Source organism: Microbacterium sp. 05N427 (assembly GCF_056397105.1).
This window is the reverse complement of record NZ_JBFTMT010000003.1, coordinates 231,557-257,131: the sequence shown is the minus strand read 5'-3', so window position 1 is coordinate 257,131 and position 25,575 is coordinate 231,557. Positions and strand designations below refer to the sequence as shown.

At 71.5% G+C, this 25,575-nt stretch carries 18 protein-coding genes; 13 read left to right on the top strand and 5 right to left on the bottom strand.

Annotated features, from left to right (window positions below):
- The first annotated feature begins 194 nt into the window (after window positions 1–194).
- The gene (locus AC1DG4_RS04970; RefSeq protein ID WP_477421106.1) at window positions 195–2,057 is read left to right on the top strand and encodes a glycogen debranching N-terminal domain-containing protein; all 1,863 of its coding nucleotides are present in this window, start codon (window positions 195–197) and stop codon (window positions 2,055–2,057) included.
- Between the two features lie 122 nt (window positions 2,058–2,179).
- On the opposite strand, the gene hutI is transcribed toward AC1DG4_RS04970, so the two are convergent.
- The 3 genes from hutI to hutH form a co-directional block, all read right to left on the bottom strand.
- The gene (gene hutI / locus AC1DG4_RS04965) at window positions 2,180–3,343 is read right to left on the bottom strand and encodes an imidazolonepropionase (RefSeq protein WP_477376679.1); all 1,164 of its coding nucleotides are present in this window, start codon (window positions 3,341–3,343) and stop codon (window positions 2,180–2,182) included.
- A 212-nt stretch (window positions 3,344–3,555) separates the two neighbouring features.
- The gene (hutU, locus tag AC1DG4_RS04960) at window positions 3,556–5,259 is read right to left on the bottom strand and encodes a urocanate hydratase (protein ID WP_477376677.1); all 1,704 of its coding nucleotides are present in this window, start codon (window positions 5,257–5,259) and stop codon (window positions 3,556–3,558) included.
- Window positions 5,252–6,793, bottom strand: coding sequence for a histidine ammonia-lyase (gene hutH, locus AC1DG4_RS04955; RefSeq protein WP_477376675.1), 1,542 nt, complete (start codon window positions 6,791–6,793; stop codon window positions 5,252–5,254). The genes hutU and hutH overlap by 8 nt, the downstream gene beginning before the upstream one ends.
- Before the next feature lie 245 nt (window positions 6,794–7,038).
- Between hutH and AC1DG4_RS04950 the strand changes: the two genes are divergently transcribed.
- The 10 genes from AC1DG4_RS04950 (at window position 7,039) to AC1DG4_RS04905 (ending at window position 19,724) form a co-directional block, all read left to right on the top strand.
- Window positions 7,039–8,373: a purine-cytosine permease family protein gene (locus AC1DG4_RS04950; RefSeq protein ID WP_477376673.1), complete on the top strand. Its 1,335-nt coding sequence runs from the start codon at window positions 7,039–7,041 to the stop codon at window positions 8,371–8,373.
- An 86-nt stretch (window positions 8,374–8,459) separates the two neighbouring features.
- Window positions 8,460–10,007 carry a hydantoinase/oxoprolinase N-terminal domain-containing protein gene (locus tag AC1DG4_RS04945; RefSeq protein WP_477421105.1) on the top strand — a complete coding sequence of 516 codons (1,548 nt, stop codon included), beginning with the start codon at window positions 8,460–8,462 and terminating at the stop codon, window positions 10,005–10,007.
- A gap of 1 nt (window position 10,008) precedes the next feature.
- Window positions 10,009–11,139, top strand: coding sequence for a DUF917 domain-containing protein (locus tag AC1DG4_RS04940; protein WP_477376669.1), 1,131 nt, complete (start codon window positions 10,009–10,011; stop codon window positions 11,137–11,139).
- On the top strand, window positions 11,136–12,227 hold the full coding sequence (locus AC1DG4_RS04935; protein WP_477376667.1) for a DUF917 domain-containing protein: 1,092 nt from the start codon (window positions 11,136–11,138) through the stop codon (window positions 12,225–12,227). Before AC1DG4_RS04940 ends, AC1DG4_RS04935 begins: the two co-directional genes overlap by 4 nt.
- 144 nt (window positions 12,228–12,371) lie before the next feature.
- Window positions 12,372–13,406 (top strand): DUF917 domain-containing protein, encoded by a 1,035-nt coding sequence (locus AC1DG4_RS04930; RefSeq protein WP_477421104.1) that lies wholly within the window; start codon window positions 12,372–12,374, stop codon window positions 13,404–13,406.
- Window positions 13,403–14,968, top strand: coding sequence for a PucR family transcriptional regulator (locus tag AC1DG4_RS04925; RefSeq protein WP_477376663.1), 1,566 nt, complete (start codon window positions 13,403–13,405; stop codon window positions 14,966–14,968). Before AC1DG4_RS04930 ends, AC1DG4_RS04925 begins: the two co-directional genes overlap by 4 nt.
- 38 nt (window positions 14,969–15,006) lie before the next feature.
- On the top strand, window positions 15,007–15,789 hold the full coding sequence (locus AC1DG4_RS04920; protein ID WP_477377344.1) for an IclR family transcriptional regulator: 783 nt from the start codon (window positions 15,007–15,009) through the stop codon (window positions 15,787–15,789).
- Window positions 15,790–15,953: 164 nt separating this feature from the next.
- The gene (locus AC1DG4_RS04915) at window positions 15,954–17,429 is read left to right on the top strand and encodes a glycosyltransferase family 39 protein (RefSeq protein WP_477376661.1); all 1,476 of its coding nucleotides are present in this window, start codon (window positions 15,954–15,956) and stop codon (window positions 17,427–17,429) included.
- Window positions 17,430–17,556: 127 nt separating this feature from the next.
- On the top strand, window positions 17,557–18,135 hold the full coding sequence (locus AC1DG4_RS04910) for a MarR family winged helix-turn-helix transcriptional regulator (RefSeq protein WP_477376659.1): 579 nt from the start codon (window positions 17,557–17,559) through the stop codon (window positions 18,133–18,135).
- Window positions 18,136–18,302: 167 nt separating this feature from the next.
- Complete coding sequence (locus AC1DG4_RS04905) at window positions 18,303–19,724, top strand: MATE family efflux transporter (RefSeq protein ID WP_477376657.1); 1,422 nt, start codon at window positions 18,303–18,305, stop codon at window positions 19,722–19,724.
- 154 nt (window positions 19,725–19,878) lie between these two features.
- On the opposite strand, the gene AC1DG4_RS04900 is transcribed toward AC1DG4_RS04905, so the two are convergent.
- A complete protein-coding gene (locus AC1DG4_RS04900) occupies window positions 19,879–20,664 on the bottom strand; it encodes a helix-turn-helix transcriptional regulator (RefSeq protein ID WP_477376655.1) in 786 nt (261 codons plus the stop codon).
- Window positions 20,665–20,749: 85 nt separating this feature from the next.
- Between AC1DG4_RS04900 and ilvD the strand changes: the two genes are divergently transcribed.
- The gene (gene ilvD, locus AC1DG4_RS04895) at window positions 20,750–22,606 is read left to right on the top strand and encodes a dihydroxy-acid dehydratase (RefSeq protein ID WP_477376653.1); all 1,857 of its coding nucleotides are present in this window, start codon (window positions 20,750–20,752) and stop codon (window positions 22,604–22,606) included.
- Between the two features lie 202 nt (window positions 22,607–22,808).
- Here ilvD and AC1DG4_RS04890 read toward each other — a convergent pair whose 3' ends face one another.
- The gene (locus AC1DG4_RS04890; RefSeq protein WP_477376651.1) at window positions 22,809–23,486 is read right to left on the bottom strand and encodes a FadR/GntR family transcriptional regulator; all 678 of its coding nucleotides are present in this window, start codon (window positions 23,484–23,486) and stop codon (window positions 22,809–22,811) included.
- Window positions 23,487–23,652: 166 nt separating this feature from the next.
- On the opposite strand from AC1DG4_RS04890, the gene AC1DG4_RS04885 reads away from it, so the two are divergent.
- A complete protein-coding gene (locus AC1DG4_RS04885) occupies window positions 23,653–25,437 on the top strand; it encodes a 2-isopropylmalate synthase (protein ID WP_477421103.1) in 1,785 nt (594 codons plus the stop codon).
- Window positions 25,438–25,575: the final 138 nt, after the last annotated feature.

The following is a 25,575-nucleotide window of genomic DNA, read 5'->3' as shown; positions in this document are numbered from 1 at the left end:
GACCACGGCGGCGCGGGCGCGGACTTCATGCGCGCCCGCGCCGCGGCGGGCGCGGGCGCTCCGGCGGCCTCCCCGAACGGCGCAGAGGAGGGTCCGCCCGCCCGCGCCCGCTGATACCGAACCCGCACCCCCCGACCTGCCCGTGCATCGTGCCGACCCGGCACCGGAGCGCCCGCCCCTCACGAAGGAGCCCCATGACCGACACCCCGCTGCAGCCCCTCCTGAACGACGCCGTCATCGTCCTTCAGGCCCCGACCCAGGTCTGGTCGGACGAGACCGGAGGCATGGGGGCCGCACCGATCCACGGGATCTACCACGGTGACGTGCGGCACGTCCGCGCGCTGACCGTGGCGGTCGAGGGCAYGGCGGTCGAGCCGATCGCCTGCTCCTCCCCCGAGCCCCAGCAGGCGATGTTCGCGGCGGTCCTGCGCGGCATCGACGACGACCAGCCCGACCCGAAGGTGCGGCTCGACCGCGCCCGCACGGTGCACGCCGGCCAGGTCAAGGAGCGGATCGTTGTCTCCTCGCACCGAGAGGTGCCCGTTCCCGTCACGGTGACGGCGACGCTCGTGCCCGATTTCGCGCCGTTGCAGCGCGTCAAGGCGGGCCTCGTCGACGACGGGGCCTGGGGATGGGATGGCGAGCGCGCCTCCTCGGGTGCCGCATCGTTCGCGCTGACGGCGCCGGGCGCCGCGATCGCCGTCGACGGGCCGGCGATCGCGATCCGGTGGACGACCGTGCTCGCGCCGCGCGGCACGGCGGAGTTCTCCTTCGCGCTGACGCTCGAGGACTCCAGCCTCGTGGTGGCGGCGCCCGCCGAGGAGGGCCGGACCACCGTTCCCGTGACGAGCGATCCTCGCCTGCGCCGCTGGCTCGACCGCGCCGCGGGCGATCTCGCTGCCCTGCGCCTCGCACTGCCGGCGCATCCGGACGACGCGTTCTACGCCGCCGGCGCTCCCTGGTTCTTCACGCTCTTCGGCCGCGACTCGATCTGGGCGGCGCGCCTCGCCCTGTCCCAGGATCCGGTGATCGCCGCCTCGACCCTGCGGGTGCTCGCACGTCTGCAGGGCACCAAGAAGGATCCGGCCACCGCCGAGGCCCCGGGAAAGATCCCGCACGAGCTGCGCAGCGGCGCACTGTCCCTTCCGAACGAGGGCGTGCACCTGCCTCCGCTGTACTACGGCACGGTCGACGCCACGCCGCTCTGGGTCTGCCTGCTCGCCGACGCCCGAGAGGCGGGAATGCCGGAAGGCGAGGTGCGCGAGCTGCTGCCGAGCCTGCGAGCGGCACTCGGCTGGATGACCGATCACGGCGATGCCAGCGGATCCGGATTCATCGACTACGTCGACGAGACAGGGCACGGCCTCACGAACCAGGGCTGGAAGGACTCCGGCGACTCGATCCAGTGGCGCAACGGCCGGCTCGCCGACGGCCCGATCGCGCTCAGCGAAGTGCAGGCCTATGCCTACGAGGCCGCGGTGCGGGGCGCGKATCTGCTCGACGCCCTGGGCGAGGACGGCGGCGACGCCCTGCGCGTCTGGGCCGCGGACCTGCGCGCCCGCTTCCGTGCCGCGTATTGGGTGACCACGCCCGAGGGGCGTTATCCGGCGATCGCACTGGACGCGCAGGGCGCGGCGGTCGACACCCTCACGAGCAACATCGGCCACCTGATCGGAACCGGGCTGCTGGATCCGGAGGAGGAGCGCGCATGCGCGGCTCTGCTGCTCGGCGACTCGATGTCGAGCGGTTTCGGGATCCGCACGATGTCGTCCGGGGCGGCGGGCTTCTGGCCGCTCAGCTACCACGGCGGCAGCGTCTGGGCGCACGACACCGCGGTGGCCGTGCACGGCATGCTCCGTGCGGGGCTGCGCGATGAGGCGGCCGCGGTCGCCCGTCAGCTCGTAGAAGCCGCCGAGGGTTTCGACTACCGGATGCCGGAGCTGCACGCCGGCGACACCCGCACCCCCGGCGGCGCCCCGGTGCCGTATCCGGCGTCGTGCCGCCCGCAGGCCTGGTCGGCGGCGGCTGCCGTGGTCTGCGCCCACGCGCTGGCCTAGGAGCTCCTGCGTCCGATCCGGGCGGCGGGCGGAGCCGCGGCCGGGTGGGGGCCAGGTGCGACGATCCGCACACCCCGTGACGATGTTGCTGCCACTCGCGAACAGGCGGCGGACCCCGCGAGTCAGACCGCGCGCGCGCCGTCCTTCCAGACGGCATCGACGAGCGGCACGCCCGGGCGATAGGCGAGATGCACGCGGCTCGGGCTCTTCAGCAGCACCACGTCGGCGCGCATGCCGGGAGCGATGCGGCCGATGTCGGTGCGGCGCAGGGCCGCCGCTCCCCCGGCCGTCGCCGCGTGGATCGCCTCCGCGACCGTCATGCGCATGTCGCGCACGGCGACCGCGATGCAGAACGGCATGGACGAGGTGAAGCTCGAACCGGGATTCGTGTCGCACGCGATCGCGACGGTCACGCCGGCGTCGATGAGCCGGCGGGCATCGGGATAGGGCTGCCGGGTGGAGAACTCGACGCCGGGCAGCAGCGTGAGAACGGTCTCGGATCCGGCGAGCGCCGACACGTCGTCATCGGTCAGGTAGGTGCCGTGGTCGATCGAGGCGGCGCCGAGGTCGACGGCCAGCTGCACGCCCTCGCCGGGGCCGAGCTGGCTCGCGTGCACGCGCGGCCGCAGCCCGCGGGCGATGCCGGCCTCGAGCACGCGGCGCGACTGGGACACGGTGAAGGCGCCGGTCTCGCAGAACACGTCGATCCACTTGGCGTGCGGGGCGCAGGCGTCGAGCATCGCCCCTGTCACGAGCTCGACGTAGTCGTCGCCGCGGTCGGCGTACTCCGCAGGCACCACGTGCGCCCCGAGGAAGGTGACCTCTGGAGTGACCTCCGCGGCGAGACGCACCAAGCGCTCCTCGGTCGCGACGTCGAGGCCGTAGCCGCTCTTGATCTCGACGGTCGTGGTGCCCTGCGCGAGCATCTCGTCGAGGAATCCGCGCAGACGGATCCGCAGCTCATCGTCGGTCGCGGCCCTGGTCGCGGCGACCGTGGAGCGGATGCCGCCCGCGGCATACTTCTGCCCCTGCATCCGCGCCTCGAACTCCGCGGCGCGGTCGCCGCCGAAGACGAGGTGGCTGTGGCTGTCCACGAAGCCCGGGATGACCGCGCGGCCCTCGGCGTCGATGGTCTCCTCGGCGTCAGGTGCGTCGGCGGCTGCGCCGACCCACGCGATCCTGTCGCCGTCGATGAGCACGGCGGCGTCGTGCAGTGTGCCGCAGAGGTCATCGCCCGCCGCGACGTTCGTCGTGAGCTCGCCGATGTTGGTGATCAGGATCCGCATGTGATTCATCCTCCCGGCCGTTCGTGCCGCGTCTGGTCGATCATGTCCCACTTTCGGCCCAGATACCGGCCCCTGAGGAGCCAGAAGTGGGACATGGAGGTGCCAAAAGTGGGACACGGGGGTGCCGCCCCGGTTGGTCGCGTCCCGCCCTGCGCTCCCCCATCCCCCGACGAGGTGCGCAGAGCGGGACGCCGTCTGTGTCCGAGCTCGGCTCAGAGCCCCATCGGGACCTTGAGACCGCGCTCGCGGGCGATGTCCTTGGCGTGGTCGTAGCCCGCGTCGACGTGACGCATGACGCCGGTGCCAGGGTCGTTCGTGAGCACGCGCTCGAGCTTCTCCGCGGCCAGAGCGGATCCGTCCGCCACGGTCACCTGACCGGCGTGGATGGAGCGGCCGATGCCGACGCCGCCGCCGTGGTGCAGCGACACCCAGCTCGCGCCGGAGGCCGTGTTGAGCAGCGCGTTGAGCAGCGGCCAGTCGGCGATCGCGTCGGATCCGTCCTTCATGGACTCGGTCTCGCGGTACGGGCTGGCGACCGAGCCGGAGTCGAGGTGGTCGCGGCCGATCACGATGGGAGCCGCGAGCTCGCCGGAGGCGACCATCTCGTTGAACTTCAGTCCCGCGAGGTGGCGCTCCTTGTAGCCCAGCCAGCAGATGCGGGCGGGCAGGCCCTCGAAGTGGACCTTCTCGCCGGCCTTCTCCAGCCAGCGGTGCAGGGCGGCGTCCTCCGGGAAGAGCTCCGCGATGGCGCGGTCGGTCTTGTAGATGTCCTCGGGGTCGCCCGAGAGCGCGGCCCAGCGGAACGGGCCGCGGCCCTCTTCGAACTGCGGGCGGATGTACGCCGGCACGAAGCCCGGGAACTCGAACGCGCGGTCGAAGCCGCCCAGGACCGCCTCGGCCCGGATCGAGTTGCCGTAGTCGAACACCGCGGCCCCCGCGTCCTGGAACGCGACCATCGCGGCGACGTGCGCCGCCATCGACTCGCGGGCGCGACGCGTGAACTCCTCGGGGTCGCGCTCGGCCTCGGCCTTCCAGTCCGCCACCGAGATGCCGATCGGCAGGTACGCGAGCGGGTCGTGCGCACTGGTCTGGTCAGTGACGATGTCGATCGGGACGCGGCGGCGGAACAGCTCGGGGAAGACCTCGGCCGCGTTGCCGACGATACCGACGGACAGGGCCTCGCCCGCCTCCTTCGCGGCGACGGCACGGGCGATCGCCTCGTCGAGGTCGGTGTAGTAGACGTCCAGGTAACCGTGGTCGACCCGGCGCGCGAGACGCGACTCGTCGACGTCCACGATGAGGCAGGCGCCGTCGTTCAGCGTGACCGCGAGCGGCTGCGCGCCGCCCATGCCCCCGGCACCGCCGGTGAGCGACAGGGTGCCCTTGAGCGAGTCCTTGCCGAGCGAGCGGGCGACCGCGGCGAACGTCTCGTAGGTGCCTTGTAGGATGCCCTGGGATCCGATGTAGATCCAGGATCCCGCCGTCATCTGGCCGTACATCATCAGGCCGAGCTGCTCGAGCTTGCGGAACTCGGGCCAGGTGGCCCAGTCGCCCACGAGGTTGGAGTTGGCGATGAGCACGCGCGGCGCCCATTCGTGCGTGCGGAACACGCCGACCGGCTTGCCGGACTGCACCAGCAGCGTCTCATCGGGCTCGAGCTCGTCGAGGGTGCGCACGATCGCGTCGTACGCCTCCCAGCTGCGCGCGGCGCGGCCGGTGCCGCCGTAGACCACGAGGTCCTCTGGATGCTCGGCGACCTCGGCATCGAGGTTGTTCATGAGCATGCGCTTGGCGGCCTCGGCGCCCCAGCTCTTCGCCGTGCGCTCGTTGCCGCGGATCGCGCGGATCCGGCGGGTCGGGTCCGACAGGGTCGGCCCTTCGACCGGCTCAGGGACCGTGGTGGTGGTGTCAGTCATTCGCGTGCTCCTTCGCAATCGCAGCGATACGGCCGGACTGCACGAGTGCAGCGACGGCCTCCATGTCAGGGCTGAGGAATCGGTCCGGACCGGGGCCTCCGGCCACGGTGCGGACGAGGTCGCGGACCGCGCCGGTGGCGGGGCCGGCCTCGAGGGGCGCGCGCAGGTCGAGTGCGCGGGCGCCGGTGAGGATCTCGATCGCGAGGACGCGGCCGAGGCCGTCGATCGCGCGGCGGAGCTTACGGGCCGCGGCCCAGCCCATCGAGACGTGGTCCTCCTGCATCGCGGAGGACGGGATGGAGTCGACCGACGCGGGCACCGCGAGGCGCTTGAGCTCGGAGACGATGCCGGCCGCGGCGTACTGCGCGATCATCAGCCCCGAGTCGACGCCCACCTCGTCCGCGAGGAACGGCGGCAGGCCGTGGCTGCGGGCGGGGTCGAGGGCGCGGTCGGTGCGACGCTCGGCGACCGAGGCCACGTCGGCGACCGAGATCGCGAGGAAGTCGAGCACGGCGGCCACGGGGGCGCCGTGGAAGTTGCCGTTCGACTCGATGCGGCCGTCACTCGTCACGACGGGGTTGTCCACGACGCTCGCGAGCTCGCGCTCGGCGATCGTGGTGGCGTAGGAGGCGGTGTCGCGGGCGGTGCCGTGCACCTGCGGCGAGCAGCGCAGCGAGTAGGCGTCCTGCACACGTCCGTCATCAGGGCCCTTGTGGCTCGCGACCATCGGGGAGGATCCGAGGAACGCCCGCAGGTGCGAGGCGGAGACGGCCTGGCCGATCTGCGGACGCAGCGCCATGAGATCGGCCGCGAACACCGCGTCGGTGCCGAGCTGCGACTCGATCGACATGGCCGCGGCGATGTCGGCGGTGATGAGCAGGTCCTCGAGGTCGTGCAGGGCGAGCACGAGCATGCCGAGCATGCCGTCGGTGCCGTTGATGAGGGCGAGGCCCTCCTTCTCCACGAGCTCGAGCGGGGCGATGCCCGCCATGGCGAGCGCATCGGCGGCGGGGACGAGGTCGCCTGCGGCATTGCGCACATCGCCCTCACCCATCGAGGCCAGCGCGATGTGCGCGAGCGGGGCGAGGTCGCCGGAGCAGCCCAGCGAGCCGTACTCGCGGACGATCGGAGTGATGCCGGCGTTCAGCATGGCGGCGTAGGTCTCGACGACCTGCGGGCGCACGCCCGTGTGACCGGAGGCGAGAGTCTGCAGGCGCAGCAGCTGCAGCGCACGGACGACCTCGGTCTCGACCTCGGCGCCGGTGCCGGCGGCGTGGGAGCGGATCAGGCTCTGCTGCAGCTGGCGGCGGCGCTCAGGGGCGATGAACGTGGTGGCGAGAGCGCCGAAGCCGGTGGAGACGCCGTAGTGCGGGTTCGGGTCGGCGGCCAGGCCGTCGATCACGCCGCGCGCGGCCGCGACGCGGTCGAGAGCGCCGTCGTCGATCGCGACGGTGACGTGGTGGCGTGCGACGGCGACGACATCCTCGGGGCGCAGCGGCGCCGCACCGATGGTGACGGGGGAAGTGTGGGGCATGAGACGATTCCACACCCTCGCCTGCCGCTCGGACAGGGCGGAGGACGACGTCCTGTCTGGGATTCCAGACAACTGGCTCGAGCCTGCGCCGAGCTCCATCGGGCCCGCGAGACCTACGATGCGCGCGGGATCGATTGTGCATACTGTCGAAGACATCGTGAGATCAGTGCAGATCGCACATGGTGGCCGCGGCGGCGCGTCACTAGCGTGAGCGGAATCATCCTCCCCGCCCGAAGGGAACCACCATGGCCCGTATCGCGCCGCACGACGACTTCGCCCTCTCCCGCGTGACTCCCGACGCGCGAAAGCCCTGGTTCGGCATCGCCGTGCAGCGCTTCGGCCAGGTCTCCGCACTGTCGCAGTTCCTGCTCGGCGCCACGCTCGGCTACGGGATGACCTTCGGCGACGCGGCTCTCGCGTTTCTGCTCGGATCCGTCATCCTCGAAGTCATCATGTGCATCGTCGGCTTCATCGGTCAGCGCGAGGGACTGAACACGGCTCTCCTCGCCCGCTGGACCGGCTTCGGCGAGATCGGCGCCGCGCTGGTGGGCCTTGCGATCGGCATCAGCCTCATCGGGTGGTTCGGCATCCAGTCCGCGATCTCCGCGCAATCGCTCGACGCGCTCATGCCCGGTGTGCTGCCGACCTGGCTGTGGAGCCTGCTGTTCGGCCTCGCCGTCACCGCGATCGTCGCCTTCGGCTTCCTCGGCATGCAGTGGCTCGCGAACATCACCGTGCCCCTGTTCCTCGTGCTCGTGGGCTGGTCCGTGATCTCGGAACTCAGCCGCCACGACCTCGGCACGCTGCTCACGAGCCCCGCGCCGGGTCCGCACATCAGTGTCTGGGCGGGAACCGGCATCGTCGCGGGCGGCCTCATCGTGGGCGCCATCATCACGGGCGACATGACGCGCTTCAACCGCTCCCGCGCCGACGTGATCAAGCAGACCGTCGTGGGCGTCACACTCGGCGAGTTCGTCATCGGACTGGCGGGCGTGCTCCTGGCCCACGCCGCGCGGTCGGGCGACATCGTCGCGATCGTCACGAGCTCGGTGGGGCTGGTCGGCCTCATCATCGTCATCACGGGAACGCTCAAGATCAACGACTGGAACCTCTACTCCTCGGCTCTCGGCCTGGTGAACTTCGTCTCCACGACGTTCGGCAAGAACCTGCACCGCGTGACGACGACCATCGTCCTCGGCATCGTCGGATCCGTCCTCGCCGCCGCGGGGATCCTCGGGCAGTTCACCCAGTTCCTCATCGTGCTGAGCGTGGCGTTCCCGCCGATCGCGGGCATCATGGTCGCCGAGTACTTCATCGTCCGCCGCTGGCGCGGCGAGCTCGACGCCAGCCGCGAGGAGGGGGTGCTGCCCGCCTCCGCCCCACGGATCGTGCCGGCCACGATCGTCGTCTGGCTGGTCTCCTCCCTCGTCGGCTACTTCGTGACCTGGGGGATCCCCTCGCTCATCAGCCTGTTCCTCTCGATGGCCCTGTACATCGCGGCGGGCAAGCTGGGCCTCGTCCGCGGCGTCGGCGCCGTCCCCACCCGTCAGGCCGATCCCGCCGAGGCCGCGGCCGCCTGATCCCCAGACTCCGTCGCGGGGTGCGGCGCCTTCCGACGCCCCGCGACGGGACCATTCGTCCCAGAACCTCCGAGAAAGCGAGAACCATGCACATCGGCATCGACGTCGGCGGCACCAACACGGATGCCGTCCTCATGGACGGCGCCAGGACCCTCGCCGGGGTGAAGCACTCGACCACCCCCGACGTGACCGACGGGATCGTGCACGCGATCGAGGATCTGCGCGCGCACCACCCGTTCGAGGGCTCCGACATCGAGGCCGTCATGATCGRCACGACGCACTTCATCAACGCGCTCGTGCAGGCCAGCCGCCTCGCGCCCACCGCGGCCCTGCGGCTCGGCCTGCCTGCGACCCGCGCACTGCCTCCGCTCGTGGACTGGCCCGCCGAGCTGATCGAGGCCGCCCAGGCGCGCAGCTATCTCGCGCACGGCGGCTACGAGTTCGACGGCCGTCCGATCTCGCCGCTCGATCCTGACGAGCTGCGCGGGATCGCCGAGGACATGAAGGCCCACGGGATCCGTTCGGTCGCGATCTCCGCCGTGTTCAGCCCGGTCAACCACGACCTCGAAGTGCGCGCCGCGGAGATCATCGGCGAGGTCCTCGGCGCGGAGGTCGCGATCTCGCTCTCGCACGAGATCGGCCGGATCGGCATCCTCGAGCGGGWGAACGCCACGATCATCAACGCCGCCCTGCGCGAGCTCGCCTCGGAGATCGTCGACGGCCTCACGGCCGCCGTCCGCGCCCACGGCATCGAGGCGCCGATCTTCCTCAGCCAGAACGACGGCACGCTCATGGACGACGAGTACGTGCGCCGCTATCCCGTGGCGACCTTCGCCTCGGGCCCCACGAACTCGATGCGCGGAGCCGCGGCCACGAGCGGCCTGCAGGACTGCGCCGTGATCGACGTGGGCGGCACCACCGCGGACATCGGCCTGCTCGTGAACGGGTTTCCCCGCGAGACCGCGAACGAGGTCAAGGTCGCCGGTATCCGCACCAACTTCCGGATGCCCGACGTGCACTCGCTCGGGATCGGCGGCGGCAGCATCGTCGACACCGAGACGGCGGAGGTCGGCCCCTCCTCGGTCGGCTACCGGCTCGGCACCGAGGCGCTCGTCTTCGGCGGCTCGACGCTCACCGCGACCGACATCGCGGTCGCGGCAGGGCGCGCCCAGGTCGGCGACCCGGAGAAGGTCGCGCACCTCGACCCGGCATTCGTGGCACGCGTGCTCGCCCGCATCGCCGAGCGGGTCGCGGAAGCGGTCGACCGCATGCGTACCTCCCCCGATCCCATCGCGGTCGTGGCGGTCGGCGGCGGATCCATTCTGCTGCCGGACGTGCTGGAGCCGTTCGGCCCCGTGCACCGCCCGGAGAACTACGCGGTCGCGAACGCGATCGGCGCCTCGATCGCCCAGGTCGGCGGCGAGATCGATAAGGTCTACGCGATCGCCCCCGGCGCTCGCGACGAGACCATCGCGGCCGTCCGCGCCGAGGCCGTCGACAAGGCGATCGCGGCCGGCGCGAAGCCGTCCACCGTCGCGATCATCGACTTCGACGAGGTCCCGATCCCCTATCTGCCCGGCAACGCGACGCGCATCCGCGCGAAGGCCGTCGGCGACCTGGACATGGGGGCCTGAGGTGGGCTGGCAGATCGACACGGCGCAGATCGAGGATCTCGCCCGCGGCGCCGCCGTCTTCGGCACCGGAGGCGGCGGCGATCCCTACATCGGATCCCTCCTCGCCCGGCAGGCGCTTTCGGACGGGCCCGTCCCGGTCCTCGACCTCGCCGAGGTCCCCGACGACGCGCACGTCCTGTTCGTCGCGATGATGGGCGCCCCGACCGTCATGGTCGAGAAACTGCCGAGCCTGGACGAGGTGGTGGAGCCCGTGCGGGCCCTGGGCTCACATCTGGGCCGCCCGGTCACCCACATCGCATGCGCCGAGGTCGGAGGGGTGAACTCGACGATCCCCGTCGCGGCCGCCGCCGCTCTTGGCCTGCCACTCGTGGACGCCGACGGCATGGGCCGCGCGTTCCCCGAACTCCAGATGGTGCTGCCCACCCTGCACGGCGTCACCGCCTCGCCGCTCGCGCTCAGCGATGAGAAGGGCAACATCGCGGTGCTGCAGACGATCGACAACACCTGGACGGAGCGGATCGCGCGCGTCGCGACCGTCGAGATGGGCTGCTCCACGATGATCGCCGGGTTCTCGATGACCGGCGCGCAGGCCAGGGCGAGTCTCGTCGGCGGCTCGCTCTCGCGGTGCATCACGGTGGGGCGGGCGATCGCCGAGGCCCGCGCGGCGAAGACGGATCCCGTCGACGCCGCGGTCCGCGAACTCTCCGGGCGCGAGCTCTTCGACGGGAAGGTCGTCGACGTGCAGCGCGCCACGACGACAGGGTTCGCCCGCGGTCGTGCCCGCATCGAGGGCGAAGGGGGTGCCGCACTCACCCTGCAGTTCCAGAACGAGCACCTCGTCGCGGAGGCCGATGGGCGGATCCTCGCGACCACGCCGGATCTCATCATGGTCGTCGAGGGCGAGTCCGGGGAGCCGATCACGACCGAGGCCCTCCGCTACGGCCAGCGCGTGCGCGTGCTCGCTGCCCCGGCCGATGAGCGCTGGCACTCCGCCGAGGCGCTCGCGATGGTCGGTCCCGGCTACTTCGGCTACGACATGCCCGCCCACCGCTTCGACGGGTCCGTCTCGAGGGGCACCGGATCGAGCGCGGCGGCAGGCGATGCGCCGAGCGCGCGGGAGGAATCGAAGTGAGCTGGCTCCTCACGGCGGCTGATCTCCCCGACCTCGCACGCGGCGCCACGCTGCTCGGCACGGGCGGGGGCGGTGACCCGTACATCGGCAGCAAACTCGTCGAGCGGGTGCTCGGGGACGGCGCGATCACGATCCTGGATCCGGAGGAGCTTGCGGACGACCTCTTCGTGATCCCGACGGCGCAGATGGGCGCCCCGACCGTGATGGTCGAGAAGATCCCGGCCGGCACCGAGCCCACAGCCGCGCTCCGGGCGCTCGAGGCGCACCTCGGCCGCACCGCCGACGCCACCATGCCGATCGAGTGCGGCGGGATCAACTCGATGATCCCGCTCGTCGTCGCCGCCGAGACCGGGCTGCCCGTCGTCGACGCGGACGGCATGGGGCGCGCCTTCCCCGAGTTGTCTATGGAGACGTTCGCCGTATACGGCGTGCACGGCTCGCCCCTCGCTCTGGCCGGTGAGCGCGGGGAGACCGTCCTCATCGACACCGGTGACGACGATCGTCAGATGGAGTGGCTCGCCCGCGCGATCACCATCCGGCTCGGCGGCGTGGGACACATCGCCGAGTACGCGATGTCCGGTGCGGACGTGCGCCGCACCGCCGTTCCGCGCACGATCTCGATGGCACTCGCCCTCGGCCGCGCGATCCGCGAGGCCCGCGAGCAGCACCGGTCCCCCTTCGAGGCGATCGCCGACACGCTCTCCCTCACGCAGTACACGCACCTGCGCGAGCTCGCCGTGGGCAAGGTCGTCGACGTCGAGCGCCGCACCACCGAGGGGTTCGCGAAGGGGCGCGCCGTGATCGCGCCCGTCGAGGGCGAAGGGGAGTTCGAGATCCTCTTCCAGAACGAGAACCTCATCGCGCGGCGCGACGGCGAGGTCGTCGCGATCGTGCCGGATCTCATCTGCGTCGTGGATCATGAGACGGCGGAGCCCATCACGACCGAGGGTCTGCGATACGGCCAGCGCGTGCGTGTGCTCGGCATCTCGACCCCGAACATGATGCGCACCGAGGGCGCCCTCGCGGCCTTCGGCCCCTCCGCCTTCGGCTTGGACGAGCCGTTCGTCCCGGTGGAGACCCGCCCCTGAGACCGTGCACGGCGCGCTCGGCGCGCTCGGCGCGCAGAGACCCCCTCTGCGCATCCAAACCCCTCCGCAGTGACGCCACTGGCGGGGGGTCTGGGTGGTGCGAGGGGGTCTCGGCGAACAAGCCCGGAAAGCTAGTCTGGGACGATGGCGTGGCGACTGCGACCGGGGGACGTGACCGCGCTCGCGCTGGGCTGCGCGCTGCTCGGCTCGGGCGGCGGCGGCACGACCACCATGCTCGAGCTCATGCTCGCCGGTGACGATTCCGGCCCGCGTCCGCTCGTGGACGTGGACGAGCTGGATCCCGCGACGCCCTGCTTCGGCGCCGCGTTCGTGGGCTCCACGATCCTGCTCGGCGAACGCATGCCCGGGCTCGCGCCGTTCGGACGCCTGGTCGCTGCGGCGGAGCGCTGGCTGGGCACGCGGATCCCCGCCGTCTGCTCGATCGAGGGCGGCGGGTTGAACAGCCTCGTCCCGTTCCTCTTCTCCGGCGAGCGCACGATCGTGGACGCCGACTGCACCGGCCGCGCCGTGCCAGAGCTCGATCAGATGTCACTGTTCGTCGACCGCGTGCCTGGACTCGTGTTCACATGCGAGAGCGGCGCCGGCGGCGTCGCTCTCGTCGAGACGGATCGCGCCGTGGACGCGGAGCGCATCGTCCRCTCCGCCATCATCCAGGCGGGAGGGAGCGGCGCAGCCGTGCTCGCCGGCTTCACGGTGGGCGATCTCCGCGAGCACGCGATCCCCGGGCACCAGCGACGCGCGCTCGCGTTGGGGCGCGCCTTCCTCGCCGCCCGCTTCACATCCCCGGCCGAGCTCGCCGCGACGCTCGGGGCGCGGCTGCTGACAGAGGGACGGATCGACCGGATCTCCCCGCACCACGCCGATCCGCACGTGCAGTCCGTCGAGATCGCCGGTCCCGGTGGCGCGGTCGACCGCGTGGTGACCCGATCGGAGTCCCTGGCGGTGCTCAGCGATGGCGCGCTGCTCGCCTCGGCGCCGGCGATCATCGTCGTGCTCGACGCCGCGTCGCGCGAGATTCTGCAGGTCACCGACCTCGGCCCCGGGCGGCGCGTGGTGGTGCTCTCGCTGCCTGCACCGGACTGGTGGCTGGAGCGTCCGGAGCGCCTGCGCCGTGTGCTGCCGTCGACGTACGGGCTCGCCGAACTGGACGCCGCATGACCGCGCGGCTGTCGCTCGCGGGCCTGCGCGCGCACCCGGAGAACGGGGGCCTGCGCCGGATCGCCGGGCCGGAGGACGCCGCGTGGGACGCGGTCGCCGTGGAGTCGGCCGAGGCGGACCTGCCTGCGCTGCCCGACGGCGGCCTCGCGGTGCTGCTCGACACGGCGCCTGCGACGCCGTGGCAGCAGGACGCGATGCTGCGCCGGATCCGTGAGCGCGGCTTCCGCGCCGTCGCGGTGCCGGGCGCCGCGGGGTTCGACCCTGGCGCGCAGCGCCTCGCGGAACGACTCGGGATCTGCCTGCTGGACGTGGAGCGGCCCATCGTGCTCGCCCAGGCATGCTGGATGCTCGTGCAGGCGCAGGACGCGCTCACGCTCTCGCATGTGCGCAAGGTGGCGCGCTCCTTCGAGTATCCGGCCCGGGATCTGCCGGATCTGCTGCGCCAGGTCTCCGCCACTCTCGGCCATCCGCTCGCCCTCGTGGACGGCACGGACGTGCTGCATTCTTCGGGCGGCGAACTCGATCCCGCCCTGCACGCCGCGATCGACTTCCGGCCGTGGGTCGACATCGCCCGCGCCGGGAGCCGCACCGCTGCCTCCATCCGCGTGGACAGCCCGAGCCGGCCGGGTCTGCGCCTGGTTATCTTCGGCGAGGGACTGAGCGAGAGCCAGCTCGCCGCACTCTCGGTCGCGGCCGAGGTCGCGATGCCGGCCGTCGCGGCGCGGATCCTCATCGACGAGGTCGCAGAGGTGAACGACGTCTCGGCCTCGTCCGCGCTGCTCCGCGACTTCGTCGACGCACGGGGCATCACCGATGACGACATCGAACGCCGTATGAGCGAGCGCGGGTGGCGTACGACGGGACATCATCTCGGCTTCCGGATGGTCGGGCGGGGCCGGTTGGACCCGCTGCCCCTGCTCCGCGCGGTGCGCACGGCTCTCGGCGGGATCGCGGCGGAGGCGCACGTCACCACCGCCGGCCGGGGGCTGAGCGGATGGCTCGCGTTCTCCGAGGCGCCGGACCCCGCGACCGTCGAACGGCTCGCGCGCGGTCTGCGCGCCCTGCATCGCGAGGTGGGGCGCTCCTTCGCGATCGCGACGGGCGTGGGATCGCTGCAGCGCGGCCCGGCGGGACTCGCCGCCACGCTGGATGAAGCCGCGGACGCGGCCCGGATCGCGGCGTCGCGCTCGGCGACGGGCTGGTTCGTCCGCGTCGACAGCCTCGGGCTCGAGCAGCTGCTGCTGGCCTGGACCGGCAACGACACGTTCGTGCCCGCGGCGGAATCGCTCCTCGCGCCTCTGCAGGGCTCGACCGGGGACCTGCTGCGCACGCTCTCCGCGTATCTCGATCAGGAGTCGAGCCTGGTCGCCACCGCGGAGGCGCTGAACCTGCATCGCAACACCGTCGCGGTGCGGATCCGGCGGGTGCAGGAGCTCCTCGGCGTCGATCTGACGGATCCCGAGACCCGCCTCGCGATGCACCTCGCCTGTCGCGCCGTGCTCGCCCCCGCCGCGGGCGACGGCGTCACGGCACGACGCGAGCATGGGATCCTGGGAGCGTGAACGCCGATCTCACGGACCACGGCGCCGGGACGGGCTCGATGACGAACCCCCGCGACGAGCGGCCCCAGGTGCCCGCGGCCGAGCACACGCTGCGGATCCTGCGGTTCCTGGCGCGACGCGCGGGGCCGGTCGCGGCATCCGCCCTGGCCCGCGAGCTCGGCATCCCTCGTTCCACCGTCTACCACCTGCTCGCGACGCTCGAGGCGCACGGGTTCGTCGTGCACCTTCCGCAGGAGCGCCGCTGGGGGCTCGGCACGAGCGCCTTCGAGCTCGCCGGCGGCTACGCCAGGCAGGAGCCGCTGGCCCGGCTCGGACGTCCGCTGCTGGCCGGGCTCGCCGACCGGCTGGGCGAGAGCGCGCACCTCGCCGTGATGACCGGCCGCGACGTGCTGTACATCGTCGAGGAGCGCGCCCTGCGGCGCCCCGCCCTCATCACCGACGTGGGCGTGCGCCTTCCCGCGCACCTCACCGCGACCGGCCGGGCCATGCTCGCGGCGCTCCCCCGTGAGCAGGTGCGCGCCCTGTACCCCGATGCCGGCGCGTTCGCACAACGCTCCGGCGGCGGCCCGTCCCGCCCCCGCGAGCTGAACGAGCTGCTGCGCGAGGTGCGCCGTGACGGCATCGCGCGAGAGGACGGCGAGGTCACCGCTGGCTTCCGGTCGGTCGGCGTCGCGGTGCGCGATCACGTCGACTGGCCCGTCGCCGCCGTCGCCGTGACCTGGGGAGAGGATGCCTCGGCCGACGAGTCCGCGATCGTGGATGCCGTGACGGAGACCGCCCGCCAGCTCCAGCGCAGACTCGGCTACGGCACCGGTCGTTGACCGGTCGCCTCCCGTCGCAGACGATGCCGGATCCGACCGCTCCCGTCGCGGAAACTGCCGCTTTCCCGTCGTCTTAGCGACAGCTTTCGCGACGGGAGCACAGGGTGTTGGCGAGGTCGACGGGTGCACGGCGCGCACACAGCCCGAGCCGGGAGGATCGGCGGGTGCGGACGAGGACGGATCGGGTGCGACTTCGCCGCGTCGCCATGATCGCGGGGGCCGCCGGCCTGCTCGCAGGCGTGATCGGATCCTGGATCCCGTCGTTCTGGGGCGACGAGGCGGCGAGCATCATGTCCGCCTCCCGCACCTGGCCGGAGCTCTGGCGCATGCTGCAGACCGTCGACGGCGTGCACGGCGCGTACTACGCGTTCCTGCACGTCTGGATCGCTCTCTTCGGCACGGGCGAGTTCGCGGTGCGCCTGCCGAGCGCCATCGCCGCCGGATTCCTGGCCGCGGGCACGGCGGTGCTCGCCGGACGCCTCGGCGGACGCCGGCTCGCCCTGGCCGCGGGACTCATCGCGGCGCTGCTGCCGCGGACCGCGGTAATGGCGGCGGAGGCCCGCTCGTACGCGATCGGATCCGCCATCGCCGTCTGGCTCACCGTGCTCCTCGTCGCGCTGCTGCGGCGCCGCCGCCCGCGGTGGCTCTGGGCCGCTTACGCCGCCGGGACGGCCGCCGCGATCTACGTCTTCCTCTACCTCGCGCTGCTGCTCGTGGTGCACGGAGTCTTCGTGCTGCTCTTCCACCGCCGGGTCCTCTGGCGCTGGCTCGCCGGGGCTACTGCCGGTGTCCTGCTGGCCCTGCCGATCGTGCTGGTCGCGGCCGCGGAGCGGAACCAGATCGGCTTCCTCGCCTACCGCGACTACATCACGCCGCTGAACGTGCTCGCGCTGCAGTGGTTCGACCCCGCGACCGCATGGCCGTGCCTCGCGCTCATCGCGATCGGGGCGATCACTGCTCTCCGTGGTCGTCGGCGGGATCCCGGCGGGTTCCGGCTGAGCGCGCTGGCCCTGCTCTGGCTCGCGCTCCCCACCGCCGCCGTGCTCCTCGGGAGCGCGCTCATCGCCCCCATGTACACCGTGCGCTATCTCTCGTTCTGCACTCCGGCGGCCGCCATCCTCGTGGCGATGGGGGTGCTGGCCGCAGCCGACTGGATCGCCCGCCGCACGCCTGTGGCCGCCGCGACGGCGACCGGGATCCTGCTCGCCGTCGTCCTCGCCGCGTTCGTCCCGAACCTCCTCGTGCTGCGCGGTCCGTACGCCAAGGACGGCAGCGACTGGCGCGAGGCCGCCGGCTACCTGCACGCGCACGCTGTGCGGGGCGACGCCGTCGTGTACGACGATCGCCCGAAGAATTCGGAGAAGCCGCGCCTCATCACGGCGATCCATCCCGCCGATGTCGCGGGGCTGGGCGACCCGGCGCTGCTCGCCCCGTTCCGCACGCAGCCGGGCCTGTGGGACCGCACCCGTCCGAACGATGCGCTCACGGCCTCCGACCTCACCCCCGACGTCTGGGCGCTCGAGCGCGGCCCCGACCCCGAGCACTCCCCTGACGTCCGGCACTTGGTATCGCTCGGCTACCGGATCCTCTCGTCGCACCAGATCACCGTCACCACCGTGCTGCACCTGGCGCGGCCCTGACACGCCCTCCGCCTCCAGGTCGCACTGTCCGCCTCCAGTCTGCGACCCGAGCGGCCGTGGACGAGCTGGCCGCGCATCGGCGAGATCGGTCTTGATAGTTAGAATTCAAACTGTTAGAGTTCTAACTATGTCGATCGAAGAGCGCCTCACCACCGCCATCCGCACGCTCGCCTTCGCGCAGCGCGCCTCGGCGGACGAGTGGGTCCGTGACAGCGGACTGACCAGGCAGCAGGCGTTCGCGCTCGGCTACATCGACGAGCATCAGGATCGGGGCGTCATCGCCCGCGAGCTCTCGGAGATGTCCGGCACCACACCCGCCTCCGTCACCAGCCTCCTGCAGGGGCTGGAGGAACGAGGGCTCATCACGCGCACGCCGTCACCGGACGACTCGCGAGTGAAGTTCGTCCGCGCCACCGCGGAGGGATCCCGCCTCGTCGCCGGCTTCGACGACGCCATGAACGCGGCGCAGGAACGCGTCTTCACCCCCCTCGTTCCCGAGGAGCGGGAGACCCTCCTCGCCCTGATGCAGAAGATCATCGACGGGTCCCAGCTGCCCGTCATCGCACCGCCCCCGGTGCGCGGATCCGCCGAGCGCCCGGGCCGCGGCTCCCGCGCCCGTCCGGTGCGCGGATCCGCCGAGCGTCCTGCGCGCGGTTCCACCGGTCGCTCCGACCGGTCGTCCCGCCGCGAACGCCCCGCCGACTGACCCGCACCGTCTCGCCCCGCGACCGCACCGCTTCGCCGACACCGGTTGATCCGGCCGCACCGTCGCTTCCGTCATCGCGCCTCCGCGTCGTCCTGACGCGGCCGCGTTCGCCACCGCGCCACGCGTCTCTTCGACGTGCCCGCGCACCACTCACGGAGGTCTCACCCATGTCCCGCAACCGCTTCTACCTCGCCGCTGCGCCGATCTGGCGCGCGCTGCTGCACCTGTGCATCCCGATGATCGCCGGCATGTCCGTCGGCGTGATCTACAACCTCATCAACGCCGGCTTCATCGGCGCCCTGCACGACACGTCACTGCTCGCGGCGCTCGCCTACTCCATGCCCGTCTTCGCGCTCATCATGGCGATCGGCGGCGTCTTCGGCGTCGGCGGGAGCACCTACATCTCCCGCCTGCTGGGCGCCGACGGCGAGTCGGACTCCGCGCCGGACCGCGCCAAGCAGGTCGCCTCGTTCACGTTCTGGTCGGCGCTGGCCGCCGGAGTCGTGGTCGGCGTCGTCGGCCTGGTCTTCGCGACGCCGATCGCCGGACTCATCGGCGCGAGCGGCCCCGCCCTCGCCCCGACAGCACAGTACATCGGCGCGATGTTCGCGTTCGCCCCGATCCTGGTGCTCGCGTTCTCGCTCGAGCAGCTCGTGCGGGCCGAGGGCGCCGCGACCGCGTCGATGATCGGGCTCATCGCCTCGACCGTCGCGAACTTGCTCTTCGACGTGCTGTTCATCCTCGGCCTCGGCTGGGGCGTGCTCGGCGCCGGCATCGCACTGGGCCTCTCCAACGTCGTCATGGTCGGCTATTACCTGTGGTGGCTCAGCCGCCGCTCCACCGCCGCATCCCTCGCGCCGCGCTGGTTCCGCGCCGATCGCGAGATGCTGCGCACGGTGTTCGGCGTCGGCGTCTCCGAGCTCCTCATGTCGTCGTTCCTGCTCGTCAGCGCCCTCGTGATGAATTGGGTGGCAACCGGGTACGGCGAGTCCCTGCTCGCCTCGATGGGCATCACGCAGCGCATCGTGCAGCTGCCCGAGATGATGTGCATGGGCCTGTTCCTCGGCGCCCTGCCGCTGTTCGCCTATGCCTTCGGTGCCGGGAATCACGAGCGCCTGCGCCGCGCGATCACCACGGTCGCGATCGGCATCGGCGGGCTGACCGTCGTGTTCTCCGGCCTCGTGCTGATCTTCAAGGATCAGATCATCGGCTGGTTCAGCACCGATCCCACCGTGCTCGCCGAGAGCGGCGCGCTGCTGACCGCGATGCTCGTCTCCACGCTGTTCAACGGCTTCACCGGACTCGCGATCGCCGTGTTCCAGGCCACCGAGCAGATGCGCAACGCCACGATCATGTCGATCGCGCAGGGCATCCTGTTCATCCCGGTGATCCTGCTCGGCAACGCCCTGATCGGATTCCAGGGCGTGGTGTGGTCGATGGCCGTCACGGAGTTCCTGACGTTCCTGCTCGCCGGCGTGCTGTTGTGGACCTCTCGTCGGGCCCTGAACGCCGCTCCCTCCGCCGAGGCCGCCGCCGGCGCCGCCGAGGTCGATGCCGAAGATGCGGATCCGCTCCCCCTCACAGTCTGAGCCCCACCCATCCCCCGTCTCCAGGTCGCACTSTCCGCCTCCAGGTCGCAGAAACGGCTCCTCCCGCGCCCGGGGGGAGCCGTTTCTGCGACCTGAGCGGCGGTGGATGAGCTGACCGAGTGGACGAGCTGGCTGAGCGGCGGTGAGGCGCCGCTCAGGCCGGCACGTACATCACGACGGACAGACCGGGGGCGTCGGAGGGCACGAGACTGTGGTGTTCGAACACGCGCCGACCGTCCTTCGGGTGCTCGAACACCCGCTGCCGGGAGGCGAAGCGTTCGACCGCGTGCTCCGCCCACTGGATCCGGAAGTCGTCGCTGACCTCGAGCAGTCGTTCGATCAGAGCGCGATGCCGATCCGAGCTGAGCCGCACTCCCGACTCCGCGCGGAACTCCGCCAGGAAGCGCCGGCTCTCCTGGTCCCAGTCCGGCAGCATGCGGCGCAGCCGAGGATCCGTGTAGATCAGCCAGAGCAGATTGCGATCGCCGAGATTCACGGTGGCGATCGGCTCGTAGAGACGCGCGTAAGGGGCGTTCCAGCCCACGATCGCCCAGTCACTCGCCACGACGAACGCGGGGAAGGCGAGCGCGTCGACGAGCCGCTGCAGATGTTCCGGGATCCGCTCCGCCTCCTCGGCCGGTCCGTCCTCCTCCGGTCCCGCGAGCCTCACCACGTAGTCGAACTCGGCGGGGCTGAGCTGCAGCACGCGCGCGACCGCGCCGAGCACCTGGCGGGAGACGCCGATGTCGCGCCCCTGCTCGAGCCAGGTGAACCAGCTCGCGCTGACGCCGGCGAGCGTCGCGACCTCCTCGCGGCTGAGGCCGGTGTCGCCGCGACGCGACGCCGGGGGCAGGCCCAGCGCGGAACGGCTCGCGGCACGGCGACGGGAGGCGAGGAACTCCCCCAGTTGCTCGCGGCGGGGCGTGCGCGGACGGATCATGCTGAAACAGTACTCCGAGTACTAGTACAAACCCTCCTCGGCCGAGGACTCGGCAGAAGCACCCGGCAGGTCCACAATGGTCACCATGGTCGCTTATCGCTCTCGCACGGTCACCCACGGACGCAACATGGCCGGCGCCCGCGCCCTCTTCCGCGCCGCCGGCGTGAACGGTGCGGACCTCGGCCGCAAGCCCATCATCGCCGTCGCCAACTCGTTCACCGAGTTCGTCCCCGGCCACACGCACCTCGCCCCGGTCGGGCGGATCGTGTCGGAGGCGATCTCCGAGGCCGGCGGGATCCCGCGCGAGTTCAACACGATCGCGGTCGACGACGGCATCGCGATGGGCCACGGCGGCATGCTCTACTCGCTGCCGTCACGCGATCTCATCGCCGACTCCGTCGAGTACATGGTCAATGCGCACTGCGCCGACGCCCTCGTCTGCATCTCGAACTGCGACAAGATCACCCCCGGCATGCTGCTCGCGGCCCTCCGCCTGAACATCCCGACCGTGTTCGTCTCGGGCGGCCCGATGGAGGCCGGCCGCGCGACGCTCGTCGACGGCACCGTGCGCTCCCTCGACCTCGTCGACGCGATCAGCGACGCGGTGAACGAGAACATCTCGGACGCCGACATCCTGCGCATCGAGGAGTCGGCCTGCCCGACCTGCGGATCCTGCTCCGGCATGTTCACCGCGAACTCGATGAACTGCCTCACCGAGGCGATCGGCCTCTCCCTGCCCGGCAACGGCTCGGTGCTCGCGACCCACACGGCCCGCCGCGCACTGTACGAGAAGGCGGGATCCCTCGTCGTCGACATCGCCCAGCGCTACTACGAGGGCGACGATGAGAGCGTGCTGCCCAAGAGCATCGCCACCGAGGCCGCGTTCGGCAATGCGATGGCGCTGGACATCGCGATGGGCGGATCCACCAACACGATCCTGCACCTGCTCGCCGCCGCGCACGAGGCCGGGGTCGACTTCGGGCTCGCCGAGATCGACGCGATCTCGCGCCGCGTGCCGTGCCTCGCCAAGGTCGCCCCGAACTCGGCCGGCGGCCGCATCTACTACATGGAGGACGTGCACCGCGCCGGYGGCATCCCGGCGCTCCTCGGCGAGCTGCGCCGCGGCGGCCTGCTCGACGACCAGGTGCACACCGTGCACGCCGCGACGCTCGGCGAGTGGCTGGACGAGTGGGACATCCGCGGCGGATCGGCCTCGGACGTGTCGCAGGACCTCTGGCACGCGGCCCCCGGAGGGCGCCGCTCGTCGACCGCGTTCTCGCAGTCCGAGCGCTGGGCCTCGCTCGACACCGACGCCGAGGGCGGCTGCATCCGCGACGTCGCGCACGCCTATTCGAAGGACGGCGGCCTCGGCGTGCTGCACGGCAACATCGCCGAGAACGGCGCTGTGGTGAAGACCGCGGGCGTGGACGAGTCGATCTGGACGTTCTCCGGCCCCGCCGTGGTCTGCGAGTCGCAGGACGAGGCGGTCGAGAAGATCCTGAACAAGCAGGTCAAGGAGGGTGACGTCGTCGTCATCCGCTACGAGGGCCCCAAGGGCGGACCCGGCATGCAGGAGATGCTGTACCCGACGTCATTCCTGAAGGGCCGAGGCCTCGGCAAGGCCTGCGCGCTGATCACCGACGGACGCTTCTCCGGCGGCACCTCTGGCCTGTCCATCGGGCACGTCTCGCCCGAGGCGGCCGCGGGCGGCATGATCGCGCTCGTCGAGGACGGCGACATCATCTCGATCGACATCCCGACCCGCAAGCTCGAGCTCGATGTGCCGTGGGAGGTGCTGGAGCGTCGCCGCGAGCATCTCGAGGCGAACGGCGGCTACCGGCCGAAGAACCGCGTCCGCGAGGTCAGCCCGGCGCTGCGCGCCTACGCGCACTTCGCCCAGTCCGCCGACAAGGGCGCGATCCGCATCGTCCCCGAGCTCTGAGCCCGGACGCGGACGGCGGGTCGCGGACGGCGGCTCGCAGCCCGCACGCCCGTTCCGGATCCGGATCCGTGGCGCTCGGCGTCTGCAACTCCACAGGTCGTTTGCAACTCTGCAGGACGTATCCGCCGCGATCGTCCTGCGGAGTGGCGAACGTCCTCAGTTCTTGAGCCTCGGATCCGCGACAGTCACCGCGCCTCGGCGCTCAGCGCAGGCCGTCCTTGAGCAAAGCCAGGTGCCCCCGGCTGAGACCTGCAGCGAGCGCTGCGTCGCTGGAGCGGATCGCGTCGGCGAGACGCTCATGTGCGGCATGGTCCTCGGCGCCGCCGAAGGCGGTGCGGATCCGCAGCATCGCGATCATCGTCTGACGCAGCCGCGGCGTGAAGCCGTCGAACAGCTCCGTGAGGATCGGGTTCGCCGCCGCGACGACGATCGCGCGGTGGAACGCGAGGTCGGCGTCGACGTGCTCCTCGAGATCCGAGCGGCGCTGCTCTCTGACGTTCAGGGCGCGCCGGATCGCCCGCAGGTCGTTCGCGGTCCGCCGCTCGGCCGCGAGCGCGGCGGCCTCGCTCTCGATCGCGGTCCGCGCCTCGATCACGCTGACGATGTCGGCGCGCTGCAGCACGGCGTCCCAGTCGTCGCGCACGTCGAGCGCCACGACGAAGACTCCGGCGCCCTGCCGCGCGGCGAGGACTCCTCTCCCCGAGAGCTGTCGGATCGCCTCCCGCACGGTCGAGCGCCCTACGCCGAGCTGAGCGGCGAGCGTCGTCTCGCCCGGCAGTCGCGCGCCCAGTCCCCACTCCTCGGCCCGGATCCGGCCGAGGAGCACGTCCGCCGTCTGATCCGCCATCGACGTGCGCTGCACGGCCGCGCTTCCCGACATCGACACTCCTCAACTTGTCTGAGGAGTTAACGCTACACTGCCTCCATGCTCGTGCGCGCAGTCCTTCTCCTTCACTGCCACGACGGGGTCTGACCGGACCGGCTCCCCCGTCGTGGCTGATGCGCCGCGCCGGTCGCCGAAACCGCAGTCGAAGGAACAGAGAACCATGAGCAGCACCGCCTTCCCCGGCATCTCCACGCCGGCCGGCCCCGTCGCCGTCCACGCCCCGGTGTGGAATCGTCAACGGCACTCGCRGATGCCATCCCACCGCTACGCAGACCCCTACGACCGGGTCTCGATTCCGCTCCCCAACGCCGAGCGCACCTGGCCGACGCGACGCCTCACGGCGGCGCCGTTGTGGGTTCCCGTCGATCTCCGCGACGGCAACCAGGCGCTCGCCGAGCCCATGGACCCCACCCGCAAGCGGCGCTTCTTCGACCTCATGGTCGCGATGGGCTACAAGGAGATCGAGGTCGGCTACCCCTCCGCCTCGCAGACCGACTTCGACTTCGTCCGGCTGATCGTCGAGCAGGGCATCGCCCCCGAGGATGTGACGGTCGTCGTCTTCACCGCCGCCCGGCGAGATCTCATCGCCCGCACGATCGAGGCGGTCCGCGGCATCCGCAACCCCGTCGTGATCCATCTGTACACCGCGACCGCGCCGATCTGGCGGGAGACAGTGCTCGGCCGCGACCGCGCCGAGCTGCGCGAGTTGATCCTGGACGCAGGGCGCGATGTGCTGGCCCTCGCCGGTGATCTGCCGCACGTGCGCTTCCAGTTCTCGCCCGAGGTGTTCATGCTCACCGAGCCCGACTATGCGCTCGAGGTCTGCAATGCGATGTCCGCACTCTGGGAGGCCGGGCCGGAGCGTCCAGTGGTCCTGAACCTGCCCGCCACGGTCGAGATCGCGACGCCCAACGTCTACGCCGATCAGATCGAGTACATGCACCGCAACCTGGACCGCCGCGAAGGGGTGATCCTCTCCGTGCATCCGCACAACGACCGCGGCACGGGGATCGCCTGCGCAGAGCTCGCGCTGCTCGCCGGCGCCGAGCGCATCGAAGGGTGCCTGTTCGGCAACGGCGAGCGCACGGGCAACGTCGACCTCGTCACGCTCGCCCTGAACCTGCACGCCCAGGGCATCGACCCGATGATCGACTTCTCCGACATCGACGAGATCCGGCGCACGGTTGAGCACAGCAACCGGATCGAGGTCCATCCGCGCCACCCCTACGTCGGTGACCTCGTGCACACGGCGTTCAGCGGCACGCATCAAGATGCGATCCGCAAGGGATTCGCCGAGCACAGGGCACGCGCGACGCGTGAGGGCAGGGCCGAGGGCGAGATCGCATGGCGGGTCCCGTATCTTCCGGTGGATCCGGCGGACCTCGGCCGTTCGTACGATGCGGTGATCCGGGTGAACTCGCAGTCCGGCAAGGGCGGGATCGCCTACCTGCTGGAGACCGAGTTCGGGGTGCAACTGCCGCGACGGCTGCAGATCGACCTCGCCGGACACGTGCAGCGACGTGCGGACGAGAGCGGGACGGAACTCGACGCCCATGCGCTCTGGCGTATCTTCGACGAGGCCTATCTCAGGGATCGGGAGAACCGCCGTATCGCGCTCTCCGCGGTTCGCATCGATGAGACCGCCACGGAGTCGCGCGTCGCGTTCCGGCTCCGCATCGATGATGTCGAAACGCACGCGGAAGAGGTCGGGCTCGGTCCCGTCGAGGCGGTTGCGGCCGAGCTCGCCCGGCGCGGCGTGGCGATCGAGATCCTGGACCTGCATCAGACGAGCGTCGGATCCGGCAACGCCGTCGAGGCGCTGACCCTCCTCGAGCACCGGGGCGCGCACGGCACGGGGTGGACCGCGGGACGGGACCGCTCGGTGCTCACCGCGACCTTGAACGCGGTCCTCGCCGCCGCCGACGCCGCCCTGCGCGCGTCCTGACGGCGGGCACGGCACGCGCCGGGGCCCGGAGCTCTCCACAGGTCGTTTGCAACTCTGCAGGACGTATCGGCCGCGATCGTCCTGCGGAGTGGCGAACATCCTCAGTTCTTGAGCCCGGATCCGGCGCGCTCGGCAGGC

Excerpts from the sequence above, each read along its gene's own strand:
- hutI (WP_477376679.1), bottom strand. The coding sequence starts at position 3,343 with ATGCGGATCCTGATCACCAACATCGGCGAGCTCACGACGAACGTCGCG.
- hutU (WP_477376677.1), bottom strand. The coding sequence starts at position 5,259 with ATGACTGACACCACCACCACGGTCCCTGAGCCGGTCGAAGGGCCGACC.
- hutH (WP_477376675.1), bottom strand. The coding sequence starts at position 6,793 with ATGCCCCACACTTCCCCCGTCACCATCGGTGCGGCGCCGCTGCGCCCC.
- AC1DG4_RS04950 (WP_477376673.1), top strand. The coding sequence starts at position 7,039 with ATGGCCCGTATCGCGCCGCACGACGACTTCGCCCTCTCCCGCGTGACT.
- AC1DG4_RS04925 (WP_477376663.1), top strand. The coding sequence starts at position 13,403 with ATGACCGCGCGGCTGTCGCTCGCGGGCCTGCGCGCGCACCCGGAGAAC.
- AC1DG4_RS04920 (WP_477377344.1), top strand. The coding sequence starts at position 15,007 with ATGACGAACCCCCGCGACGAGCGGCCCCAGGTGCCCGCGGCCGAGCAC.
- AC1DG4_RS04910 (WP_477376659.1), top strand. The coding sequence starts at position 17,557 with ATGTCGATCGAAGAGCGCCTCACCACCGCCATCCGCACGCTCGCCTTC.
- AC1DG4_RS04905 (WP_477376657.1), top strand. The coding sequence starts at position 18,303 with ATGTCCCGCAACCGCTTCTACCTCGCCGCTGCGCCGATCTGGCGCGCG.
- AC1DG4_RS04900 (WP_477376655.1), bottom strand. The coding sequence starts at position 20,664 with ATGATCCGTCCGCGCACGCCCCGCCGCGAGCAACTGGGGGAGTTCCTC.
- AC1DG4_RS04890 (WP_477376651.1), bottom strand. The coding sequence starts at position 23,486 with ATGTCGGGAAGCGCGGCCGTGCAGCGCACGTCGATGGCGGATCAGACG.